Source organism: Enterobacter cloacae complex sp. 2015409 (assembly GCF_041365315.1).
Lineage (GTDB): Bacteria > Pseudomonadota > Gammaproteobacteria > Enterobacterales > Enterobacteriaceae > Enterobacter > Enterobacter pseudoroggenkampii.
Genome location: NZ_JBFTVM010000001.1, coordinates 2,481,215 through 2,492,232 on the forward strand (window position 1 = coordinate 2,481,215; position 11,018 = coordinate 2,492,232).

At 58.8% G+C, this 11,018-nt stretch carries 10 protein-coding genes; 9 read left to right on the plus strand and 1 reads right to left on the minus strand.

The genetic code is table 11. The features are described from left to right. Positions 1-39 precede the first annotated feature (39 nt). The 8 genes from betI (at position 40) to ACDO57_RS12165 (ending at position 8,484) form a co-directional block, all read left to right on the plus strand. The gene (gene betI / locus ACDO57_RS12130; protein WP_370884131.1) at positions 40-627 is read left to right on the plus strand and encodes a transcriptional regulator BetI; all 588 of its coding nucleotides are present in this window, start codon (positions 40-42) and stop codon (positions 625-627) included. Positions 628-640: 13 nt separating this feature from the next. Further along, the gene (gene betB / locus ACDO57_RS12135; protein WP_370884020.1) at positions 641-2,113 is read left to right on the plus strand and encodes a betaine-aldehyde dehydrogenase; all 1,473 of its coding nucleotides are present in this window, start codon (positions 641-643) and stop codon (positions 2,111-2,113) included. A gap of 13 nt (positions 2,114-2,126) precedes the next feature. After that, complete coding sequence (betA, locus tag ACDO57_RS12140; RefSeq protein WP_063621087.1) at positions 2,127-3,791, plus strand: choline dehydrogenase; 1,665 nt, start codon at positions 2,127-2,129, stop codon at positions 3,789-3,791. 144 nt (positions 3,792-3,935) lie between these two features. After that, positions 3,936-4,499, plus strand: coding sequence for a fasciclin domain-containing protein (locus tag ACDO57_RS12145; RefSeq protein WP_024906966.1), 564 nt, complete (start codon positions 3,936-3,938; stop codon positions 4,497-4,499). 43 nt (positions 4,500-4,542) lie between these two features. Next, the gene (locus ACDO57_RS12150; RefSeq protein WP_267217099.1) at positions 4,543-5,097 is read left to right on the plus strand and encodes an RNA polymerase sigma factor; all 555 of its coding nucleotides are present in this window, start codon (positions 4,543-4,545) and stop codon (positions 5,095-5,097) included. Further along, on the plus strand, positions 5,094-5,741 hold the full coding sequence (locus tag ACDO57_RS12155) for an anti-sigma factor domain-containing protein (RefSeq protein ID WP_234084126.1): 648 nt from the start codon (positions 5,094-5,096) through the stop codon (positions 5,739-5,741). The genes ACDO57_RS12150 and ACDO57_RS12155 overlap by 4 nt, the downstream gene beginning before the upstream one ends. Positions 5,742-6,015: 274 nt before the next feature. Further along, positions 6,016-6,756, plus strand: a complete 741-nt coding sequence (locus ACDO57_RS12160; RefSeq protein ID WP_248272911.1) for an SDR family oxidoreductase — start codon at positions 6,016-6,018, stop codon at positions 6,754-6,756. Positions 6,757-6,789: 33 nt separating this feature from the next. Beyond that, entirely contained in the window at positions 6,790-8,484 is a 1,695-nt protein-coding gene (locus tag ACDO57_RS12165) for a thiamine pyrophosphate-binding protein (protein WP_267217100.1), read from the plus strand. 33 nt (positions 8,485-8,517) lie between these two features. Here ACDO57_RS12165 and ACDO57_RS12170 read toward each other — a convergent pair whose 3' ends face one another. Then, a complete protein-coding gene (locus ACDO57_RS12170; protein WP_248163546.1) occupies positions 8,518-9,216 on the minus strand; it encodes a GNAT family N-acetyltransferase in 699 nt (232 codons plus the stop codon). Positions 9,217-9,417: 201 nt separating this feature from the next. On the opposite strand from ACDO57_RS12170, the gene ACDO57_RS12175 reads away from it, so the two are divergent. After that, a complete protein-coding gene (locus ACDO57_RS12175; protein WP_370884021.1) occupies positions 9,418-10,986 on the plus strand; it encodes an ABC transporter substrate-binding protein in 1,569 nt (522 codons plus the stop codon). Positions 10,987-11,018 lie beyond the last annotated feature (32 nt).

Below are 11,018 nucleotides of genomic sequence, written 5' to 3' on the forward strand. Positions count from 1 at the left end.
TTTAATGGTTAACCAACGCTGATGAATGGAGTGGCAAAAATGCCCAAAGTGGGGATGCAGCCGATCCGGCGCAGGCAGCTTATCGACGCCACGCTGGAAACAATAAATGAAGTGGGAATGCATGACGCGACGATCGCGCAGATCGCCCGTCGGGCGGGCGTTTCCACGGGGATCATCAGTCACTATTTCAAAGACAAAAACGGTCTGCTGGAAGCAACCATGCGCGACATCACCGGCCAGCTGCGCGACGCGGTATTAAGCCGCTTACGCGCCCTGCCGGACGCCAGCGCGGAGCAGCGACTGCAGGCGATTGTCGGCGGCAATTTTGATGAAACCCAGACCAGCGGCGCGGCAATGAAGGCCTGGCTGGCCTTCTGGGCAAGCAGCATGCACCAGCCGATGCTCTACCGCCTGCAGCAGGTGAGCAGCCGCCGCCTGCTGTCGAACCTGGTGTATGAGTTCCGCCGCGAACTGCCGCGCGAACAGGCCGAAGAGGCGGGCTACGGCCTGGCGGCGCTGATCGACGGGCTGTGGCTGCGCGCCGCGCTAAGCGGCAAGCCGCTGGATAAAACCCTGGCACAATCGCTCACCAGCCACTTTATCAGCCAGCATTTACCGACCGAATAACCGAGGAGAATTTATGTCCCGAATGGCAGAACAGCAGCTTTATATCAATGGTGGTTATACATCGGCCACCAGCGGTCGCACCTTCGAGACCATCAACCCGGCCAACGGTGAAGTCCTGGCGAGCGTACAGGCCGCCGGGCGCGAAGACGTCGATCGCGCCGTAGCAAGCGCAACGCGCGGGCAAAAAGTCTGGGCGGCGATGACCGCCATGGAGCGCTCTCGCATCCTGCGTCGCGCCGTCGATATCCTGCGCGAGCGCAACGACGATCTGGCAAAGCTGGAAACCCTCGACACCGGTAAAGCGTATTCCGAAACCTCAACCGTGGATATCGTCACCGGCGCGGACGTGCTGGAGTACTACGCGGGACTGATCCCGGCGCTGGAAGGCAGTCAGATCCCATTGCGCGAGACCTCATTCGTCTACACCCGCCGCGAGCCGCTGGGCGTGGTGGCGGGTATCGGGGCGTGGAACTACCCGATCCAGATCGCCCTGTGGAAATCGGCCCCGGCGCTGGCGGCGGGCAACGCGATGATCTTCAAGCCAAGCGAAGTGACGCCGCTTACCGCTCTGAAGCTTGCCGAGATCTACACCGAAGCGGGCCTGCCGGACGGCGTGTTTAACGTCCTGCCGGGCGTGGGCGCGGAGACCGGCCAGTACCTGACCGAGCATCCGGGCATCGCGAAAGTCTCCTTCACCGGCGGCGTCGCCAGCGGCAAAAAGGTGATGGCCAACGCTGCGGCATCGTCCCTGAAAGAGGTGACGATGGAGCTGGGCGGCAAATCGCCGCTGATTGTGTTTGACGATGCCGACCTCGATCTCGCGGCGGACATCGCCATGATGGCCAACTTCTTCAGCTCCGGCCAGGTGTGTACCAACGGCACCCGCGTGTTTGTTCCGGCTAAGTTCAAAGCCGCGTTTGAGCAGAAAATCGTTGAGCGCGTGGGCCGCATCCGCGCGGGCGATCTGTTCGATGAAGCTACCAACTTTGGTCCGATGGTCAGCTTCCCGCACCGCGAAAGCGTGATGCGCTACATCACCAAAGGCAAAGAGGAAGGCGCGCGCGTGCTGTGCGGCGGCGACGCGCTGAAGGGCGAAGATTTCGATAACGGCGCGTGGGTGGCTCCGACCGTATTCACCGACTGTACCGACGAGATGACCATCGTGCGCGAAGAGATCTTCGGCCCGGTGATGTCCATCCTCACCTATGAGTCCATTGAGGAAGCGATTCGCCGCGCCAACGACACCGACTACGGGCTGGCGGCAGGCATCGTCACGGCCGACCTGAACCGCGCCCACTGTGCCATTCATCAGCTCGAGGCGGGCATCTGCTGGATCAACACCTGGGGTGAATCCGCCGCAGAGATGCCGGTCGGCGGCTACAAGCACTCCGGCATTGGCCGCGAGAACGGCGTCATGACGCTGCAGAGCTACACCCAGGTGAAGTCCATCCAGGTTGAGATGGGTAAATTCCAGTCCATATTTTAACCGGGAGGTTTATTTGCAATTTGACTACATCATTATCGGGGCCGGCTCTGCCGGCAACGTGCTGGCAACGCGACTGACTGAAGATCCGAATACCACCGTCCTGCTGCTTGAGGCAGGCGGACCGGATTACCGCTTTGACTTCCGCACCCAGATGCCCGCCGCGCTGGCGTTCCCGCTGCAGGGCAAGCGCTACAACTGGGCGTACGAAACCGAACCAGAGCCGTACATGAACAACCGCCGCATGGAGTGCGGGCGCGGCAAAGGGCTGGGCGGCTCGTCGCTGATCAACGGCATGTGCTACATCCGCGGTAACGCGATGGACCTCGACCACTGGGCAAAAGAGCCGGGTCTGGAGCACTGGAGCTACCTCAACTGCCTGCCCTACTACCGCAAGGCGGAGACGCGCGACGTGGGGCCGAACGACTACCACGGCGGCGACGGTCCGGTGAGCGTCACCACTTCGAAACCGGGCGTGAACCCGCTGTTTGAGGCAATGGTGGAGGCGGGCGTGCAGGCGGGTTATCCGCGCACCGACGATCTCAACGGCTATCAGCAGGAGGGCTTCGGCCCGATGGACCGCACGGTCACGCCGCAGGGCCGACGCGCCAGCACCGCGCGCGGCTATCTGGATCAGGCGAAACCTCGCCCAAACCTGACCATCCGCACCCACGCCATGACCGATCGCATCCTCTTTGAGGGCAAGCGCGCGGTGGGCGTCGAGTGGCTGGAGGGTGAAAGCACCATCCCATCCAAAGCGACGGCAAAAAAAGAAGTGCTGCTGAGCGCCGGGGCGATTGCCTCCCCGCAGATCCTCCAGCGCTCCGGCGTGGGCAACGCTGACCTGCTGAAACAGTTCGATATCCCGCTGGTACACGATCTGCCCGGCGTGGGCGAAAACCTGCAGGATCACCTGGAGATGTACCTCCAGTACGAATGCAAAGAGCCGGTCTCCCTCTACCCTGCCCTGCAGTGGTGGAACCAGCCGAAGATTGGCGCCGAGTGGCTGTTTGGCGGCACCGGCGTGGGCGCGAGCAACCACTTCGAAGCGGGTGGGTTTATCCGCAGCCGCGAGGAGTTTGAGTGGCCGAACATTCAGTACCACTTCCTGCCGGTGGCGATTAACTACAACGGCTCGAACGCGGTGAAAGAACATGGCTTCCAGTGCCACGTCGGTTCCATGCGCTCGCCGAGCCGTGGACACGTGCGCATCCAGTCGCGCGATCCGCACCAGCATCCGGCGATCCTGTTCAACTACATGTCCCACGAGCAGGACTGGCAGGAGTTCCGCGACGCGATCCGCATCACCCGCGAGATCATGCACCAGCCCGCGCTGGACAAGTACCGCGGCCGTGAAATCAGTCCGGGTATTGACTGCCAGACCGACGAGCAGCTGGACGAGTTCGTGCGCAACCACGCCGAAACCGCCTTCCACCCGTGCGGCACCTGCAAGATGGGTTACGACGAGATGGCGGTGGTCGACGGCGAAGGCCGCGTTCACGGGCTGGAAGGGCTGCGCGTGGTGGATGCGTCGATTATGCCGCAGATTATCACCGGCAACCTGAACGCCACCACCATTATGATCGGCGAAAAGATTGCCGACGCCATTCGCGGACGCGAGCCGCTGGCGAAGAGCACGGCCGCGTATTATGTGGCGAACGGGGCACCGGTTCGCCGCTGAGGATATTTCCCCTCACCCCATAGGGGAGAGGGGATCAACCTCCCCTTCAAAAATTTATTTTTATTTTCCTGCATCCAGTTTCCACCCGCCCCTCGTATATCAGTCTGTGAGCAACCCCTTTGCTCCCCAATCCGAGGAAAGATGATGAAAAAGCTAACCCGTGTTGCATTCGTAACCAGCGCTTTACTCTTCTGTGCAGGCGCATCAGCCGCCATGACGTCAGGCTCCGTGATGGTGGGCGGAGCGGAAATGTTCCCGAGCAAAAATATTGTTGAAAACGCCATAAACTCGAAAGATCACACCACGCTGGTAGCCGCCGTCAAAGCGGCAGGACTGGTGGATACGCTTCAGAGCAAAGGGCCGTTCACCGTGTTTGCGCCGACCAATGCGGCGTTTGCGAAATTGCCTGCCGGCACGGTCGAAAACCTGGTCAAACCCGAAAACAAAGCCACACTCACCAGCATCCTGACCTATCACGTGGTCGCCGGTAATTACGATATGAAAGCGCTGGAGCAGAAAATTAAACAGGGCGGCGGCCACGCGGAGCTGAAGACCGTTAACGGTCAGCCGCTGTGGATCATGAGCAACGGCCCGCACAATATTCAGCTTAAGGACGGTAAAGGCAATGTGGCGAACATTAGCACCTATGACGTTCATCAAAAAAACGGCGTGATCGATGTGATTGATACCGTCCTGATGCCTAAGTAGTTGTCTATACTTCGGAAGTGTGACGTTGCCTTCCGGGAAAAACATGGATAACGCGCTGGCTGAACAGCAACTGAAATTAATGCAGGCGGTCGCAAACGGCGATCGCCGTGCATTTGAACAACTTTATCGACTCACGTCGCCACACCTGTTTGCCGTCGCGCTGCGTATGCTGCGTGACCGCGCGTGGGCAGAAGAGATCCTTCACGACTGTTTTATCACCGTCTGGAGTAAAGCCGAAACCTACAACGCTGCACTGAGCTCCCCGATGACCTGGCTTACGCACATTGTGCGCAACCGCTGTATTGACTGGCTGCGCAGCGGACAAACCCGCGCTGCCGACCGCGAGACAGCGTATAACGACGCGCTTTTGCCTTGCGAGAACGATGAGCAGAATAACTGGCACGACGATGTGCAGGCAGAGCGGCTCAGACAGTGTCTCGAACATTTGAGCAGCGAGCAGCGCCAGAGCATTACGCTCGCCTACTATCAGGGAATGTCTCACAGCGACATTGCCGACTGGCTCCAGCAGCCTCTGGGCTCGGTGAAAAGCTGGATACGTCGGGCAATGGACCATCTTCGGGAGTGTGTCGGGCTATGAATGACGCAGAAAAACGCGACGACATGCTGGCAGCAGAGTATGCCCTCGGCACGCTGCGGGGAGGAGCGCGGCTTCAGTTCCAGAAAAGGGTCCTCCATGAACCCGCTCTGGCCGCCCGCGTGGCGTACTGGCAGGAAATGTTCAGCACGCTGGATAGTCATCTTGTGCCCGTCCCGCCACCCGAGACGGTGTGGAAGAGAATCGCCCTCGATCTGCCGCCCAAAAAGCCTTTACGCAAAAGTCGGCCTTATGTCGGCTGGATGGCTGCGGCCTCCCTCGCCGCCCTGTCGGTCGTTGCCTGGTATGCCATCCGTACCCCGGAACTTGCTCCGCTGATGGTACTCAACGATACCCAACAGCACGGACAGTGGGTCGTCAGCGCGGACGCCAGCCGTCAGCACCTGAGCATTGCCCCTCTTCGACCAACGGCCGTCGCGGCGCAACACAGCCTGCAGCTTTGGCTGATCCCAGGCGGGCAGGCGCCGGTATCCATGGGGCTGTTGCATAACGATATACCCACACGCGTCACCCTCAGGAACACAACGCTCCCTCCTGACGCCACGATAGCCATAAGCCTTGAACCAGAGGGCGGATCGCCCACTGGACTCCCCACAGGCCCGGTGCTTTACAGTGGCAAATTGTAATCCTCAGGCCCTGTTCGCAGGGCCGCTATCGTGACCCCATTTCATTTATATACTATTCTCGGTTACCTATAAGAATTAAATATTAAGTCTGCAATTAATTTAATTATTAAAAAACGACATTGACAGACTCTTCCGCACTCCATTAAGTTTTAAACGAACATCATTTTATTCCCGATACACAATATATCAAAAAACCGCGTTAATGAATTTATCATTATTCATTAACGCTTCTCTGCCTTTTATTTTTTGCATCACTCAATAGCGAGATAAGATCATGAATAATAGTGCAAACAAGGTTGTTGTCATTACCGGTGCCAGCAGCGGTATTGGTCAGGCGATTGCCCTCCATTTAGCGAATAACGCGTTTTCGCTGGTGCTGGTGGCGCGCCGTCTGGACAGAATTAATGCCCTGGTGGATCAGATTATTCAGCAAGGCGGCAAGGCTATTGCCGTCAAGGCCGATGTCACCCGTCAGGAAGAGGTTCAGCGCGCCATTGACGCTGCCGTTGCCGCCTACCAGCACGTGGATGTGCTGATCAACAACGCGGGCTTTATGGCTATCGCCCCCCTCAGCGAGCTGAAAACCGACGAATGGGACAAGATGATTGATACCAATCTGAAAGGGGTACTGTACGGCATCGCTGCCGCTTTCCCGGTGTTCCAGCGTCAGGGCAGCGGGCATTTTATTAACGTTGCCTCCGTCGCGGGCATCAAGGTGCTGGCGCCTGGCGGCGTGGTGTACAGCGCCACGAAATTCGCCGTCCGCGCGCTGAGTGAAGGCTTACGTCAGGAGGCGGGTAAAACCCTCCGCACGACGCTTATTTCGCCCGGTGCCGTCGAGAGCGAACTGCAATTCGGTAGCTCTGACGAAGAGAGCAAAAAATTTCTCCATGAGTTTTATAAGCAGGCTATTCCGGCTGAAGCAATTGCCCGCGCGGTTTTATTTGCTATTGAACAGCCTGGCGACGTTGATATTAATGAAATTGTTGTCCGTCCGACGCAGGAAGAATTTTAGCCTGGGTTAAATAATACTGAATGAGGTGTCAGTATGATTAAATCATTAACGTCCATATCAGATCTCAATATGCGAACGGGTGCCGATATTCTCCTTGAAGTGCTGGAGAGTGAAGGCGTGGAATATATTTTTGGCAACCCCGGTACCACCGAGCTTCCGCTCATTGATGCCCTGCTTCGCCATGAAAATATTCATTATATTCTGGCGCTACAGGAGAGCACCGTGGTGGCAATTGCTGACGGCTATGCGAAAGCCTCCGGCAAAACGGGCTTTATCAATTTGCATACCGCCAGCGGTCTGGGGCACGGCATGGGGAATCTGATTAATTCGCGGATCATGAAAACCCCGCTGGTGGTCACCGTCGGACAGCAGGATACGCGGCACTACGTCCGCGATCCGCTGCTGTATGATGATATTGTTTCCATTGGCTCCCCGGTCATGAAATGGGCGCAGGAGGTCACCAGCGCCGACCAGCTCCCGGTACTGGTACGCCGCGCGTTTCACGCTGCCAGCTATCCTCCGGCCGGTCCGGTGCTGCTCTCTCTGCCAATGAACGTGATGGAAGAGCTCAGCGACGCCGGGATACAAACGGCCTCTAAAGTGAACTACCACACCGTGGCGGGCTCGCTGGACGAACTGGCCGAAGAACTGAGCCAGGTTACGCCCGGCAGGATCATGATTGTGGCGGGCGATGAGGTGCACTCCAGCGGCTCGACGCAGGAGATTGTCCAGTTGGCGGAAGCGCTCAGCGCCCATGTCTACGGCTCCTCCTGGCCGCTGAATTTGCCTTTTCCCACTCAGCACGCGCTCTGGCGGGGCAATATGCCCACCACCGCCAGCGAAATCGCCAACATCATCAACGCCTACGATGCCGTATTCATCATCGGCGGCAGAAGCCTGATCACCATTTTGTACAGCGAGGGCGAGGCCATTCCGGCGACCTGCGCGGTGTATCAGCTCTCGGCGGATATGCACGAGCTTGGCCGCACTTATGCCACTCGCCTTTCGGTGATGGGGGATATCAAACTGTCCCTGCACGAACTTTTGCCAAAGCTTAAGCAGCGCCTGATCGCCAGCACGCTGGCCCACCAGCGGCTGCTGGTTGCAGCCCGTGACGAACGGGAGAAGGAGTGGCAGCAGCAGGAGGAACGTCTGGCCGCCGAGCGGCTACGCCCGGCGATCTCCCCGATGGTCGCAGCCTGGGAAGTCATCCGGTCCATTCCGGCGGGTACCACCATCGTGGATGAGGCGATAGCGACCGCCCGGCATGTCCGCCGGTTCATCTCTGACCAGCAGCACCAGCGCTACTACTTTATGCGCGGTGGCGGACTGGGCTGGGGGATGCCTGCCTCAGTAGGGCACTCGCTGGGACGCGGACGGGAGCCGGTGGTCTGCCTGATAGGTGACGGAGCCTCCCTGTACTCGCCGCAGGCGCTCTGGACGGCGGCACACGAAAATCTGCCGGTCACCTTTATCGTCATGAATAACAGGGAGTACAACATCCTGAAAAACTTTATGAAGAGCCAGGCCGACTACAGCTCAACGCGGCTGGGGCGTTTTATCGGGATGGACCTGGTGAACCCGCATATCGATTTTCAGTCGCTGGCCACCGCCATGGGCGTCCACTGCTGCCGGGTAACCGAGGCTGCAGATATCGCCGAAGCGGTAGCGCGCGGGCTACAGTCAGGAAAAACCAACCTGATAGAAATCGCGATTTCCGCGGATTAGCCGCGCGTTTACGCTGTACCCTACATAAAACACTTATAACCGAAACGCCTCAAGGCGCCTTATCTGACGCCCGTCGTCGTCAAAATTCTCCGCCGCCAGCCAGGCGCGCAGCTCCCCGTCTCTTTGCGGCCATTCGCCGTCAATAATAGAAAGCATATCGCTATCACGATTGCGTCCTTTGCGCACCAGCTTCTGGCGCAGGCGCCCTTCCCAGACAAACCCCAGCCGCTCCGCCGCCCTGCGTGAGGCAACGTTCATCGAATCGCACTTCCACTCGAGGCGCCGGTAGCCGTGCTCAAACGCATTTTTCAGCAGCAGCCACACCGTTTCAGTGCCGATGCGGGAGCCTTTCATTTTACGTGACCAGGTGACGTGTCCTATCTCCACCGACCCCAGCAGCCGCTCGTTGGCCATATAGCTCACCAGCCCCACCGCCCGTTCGGTGCGTAAGTCAATGACGGCAAATGGCACCAGCTCATCATCCATGACCTTCGCCATGATCCAGTGCGCGGTGGCTTCCACGCTCGTGGGCTGCGTGCTGGCAAGCCACGTCCAGTCGCTGTCGTCGCCCAGCGCATAGGCCTCATAGAGATCGGCCGCGTGGCGATCGGCGTCCAGCGGCTCCAGGCGGCAATACTGGCCGAACAGCGGCGTGCGGGTTAACGCGCGCGCGCCTTTCCAGTCGGGAACGATATCGTTAACGGTTTGACCATGTTGATTGATTTCGGGCACGGCGGTGACTCCCTGAAAGGTAAGGCATTTGTTATAGCAAGTTAAAAAGCGCGCGAAAAGCAGCGTATTTTAATAGCCCGAGCGCATGCGATATTCCCGGAAGGCATAAGCAAAGCTGAATTTCGACTTTGCGGAATGTCATAGTCGCCCTAACGTAGCGGAGCATAAAACAATCACAATATATTCTTCTCAGGGATCGCTATGACGAAAAAACTGTTGCCGTTACTGGTGCTGGCTGCGCTCTCAGACGCTACCCACGCCGCTACTCCGCCCAACACGCTGGTGGTTGCCCAGGGGCTTGATGACATCGTGAGCCTCGACCCGGCTGAAGCCAACGAGCTCTCCAGCATCCAGACCGTGCCGAGCCTGTACCAGCGTCTGGTCCAGCCGGACCGCGATAATCCGGAAAAAATCAGGCCGATTCTGGCAGAAAGCTGGGAAGCGGACGCGGCAGCAAAAACCCTGACCATCAAGCTTAAACCCGATGCGAAATTCGCCTCCGGCAACCCGCTGCGCCCGGAAGACGTGATTTTCTCCTACACCCGCGCCGTGACGCTGAACAAATCCCCGGCCTTTATCCTCAACGTGCTGGGCTGGGACGCGAGCAACATCGCCAGCCAGCTGAAAAAGGTGGACGATCATACCCTCCAGCTGCACTGGACGGCGGACGTCAGCCCGTCGGTGGCGCTGAATATTCTCTCCACGCCGATTGCCTCTATCGTCGATGAAAAAGAGGTCGCCGCGAACGTGAAGGATAATGACTTCGGTAACGCGTGGCTGAAAATGCACTCGGCGGGCAGCGGCGCCTTCAAAATGCGCGTCTATCAGCCGCATCAGGCCATCGTGCTGGAAGCTAACGACGCCGCGCCCGGCGGCGCGCCGAAGCTCAAAAGCATCATCATTAAAAACGTCCCCGATCCGGCTTCACGCCGCCTGCTGATCCAGCAGGGGGACGCGGACGTGGCGCGCGATCTGGGTGCCGATCAGATTAGCGCCCTGGACGGCAAGCCGGGCGTGAAGGTGCTGAGCATTCCGTCCGCCGAGCAGAATTACCTGGTGTTTAACACCGGCAACAGCGCTAACCCGCTGCTGAATAACCCGGCCTTCTGGGAAGCCTCGCGCTGGCTGGTCGATTATGACGGCATCACTAAAAATCTGCTGAAAGGCCAGTATTTTGTTCACCAGAGCTTCCTGCCGGTCGGTCTGCCGGGCGCGCTGGAAGACAATCCGTTTAAATTTGACCCGGCAAAAGCGAAAGCCATTCTCGCCAAAGCGGGCATTAAGGACGCGCACTTCACGCTGGACGTAGAGAACAAGCCGCCGTTTATCACCATCGCCCAGTCGATGCAGGCGAGCTTTGCTCAGGGTGGCGTGAAGGTGGATCTGCTGCCTGCCGCCGGGAGCCAGGTCTATGCCCGCGTGCGCGCTAAGCAGCATCAGGCGGCGATTCGTCTGTGGATCCCGGACTACTTCGATGCGCACTCTAACGCCAGCGCCTTCGCGTGGAACGACGGGAAGTCCAGCACCGTGGCCGGTCTGAACGACTGGAAAATTCCGGAGCTGAACAAGGCCACGCTGGCGGCGGTAGCTGAGCCGGATCCGGCGAAGCGTCTGGATCTGTACAAGAAGATGCAGGAACAGCTGCAGCAGAGCTCGCCATACGTATTTGTCGATCAGGGTAAAACCCAGATCGTGGTGCGCGATAACGTGAAGGGGTATCAGCAGGGGCTGAACGCGGATATGGTCTGGTACGATCGCGTTACGAAGTAGCCCTTGTCCTTCTCCCTCTCCCGTGGGAGAGG

Coding starts and splice junctions, on each gene's coding strand:
- betI (WP_370884131.1), top strand. CDS start 40: ATGCCCAAAGTGGGGATGCAGCCGATCCGGCGCAGGCAGCTTATCGAC.
- betB (WP_370884020.1), top strand. CDS start 641: ATGTCCCGAATGGCAGAACAGCAGCTTTATATCAATGGTGGTTATACA.
- ACDO57_RS12145 (WP_024906966.1), top strand. CDS start 3,936: ATGAAAAAGCTAACCCGTGTTGCATTCGTAACCAGCGCTTTACTCTTC.
- ACDO57_RS12150 (WP_267217099.1), top strand. CDS start 4,543: ATGGATAACGCGCTGGCTGAACAGCAACTGAAATTAATGCAGGCGGTC.
- ACDO57_RS12155 (WP_234084126.1), top strand. CDS start 5,094: ATGAATGACGCAGAAAAACGCGACGACATGCTGGCAGCAGAGTATGCC.
- ACDO57_RS12160 (WP_248272911.1), top strand. CDS start 6,016: ATGAATAATAGTGCAAACAAGGTTGTTGTCATTACCGGTGCCAGCAGC.
- ACDO57_RS12165 (WP_267217100.1), top strand. CDS start 6,790: ATGATTAAATCATTAACGTCCATATCAGATCTCAATATGCGAACGGGT.
- ACDO57_RS12175 (WP_370884021.1), top strand. CDS start 9,418: ATGACGAAAAAACTGTTGCCGTTACTGGTGCTGGCTGCGCTCTCAGAC.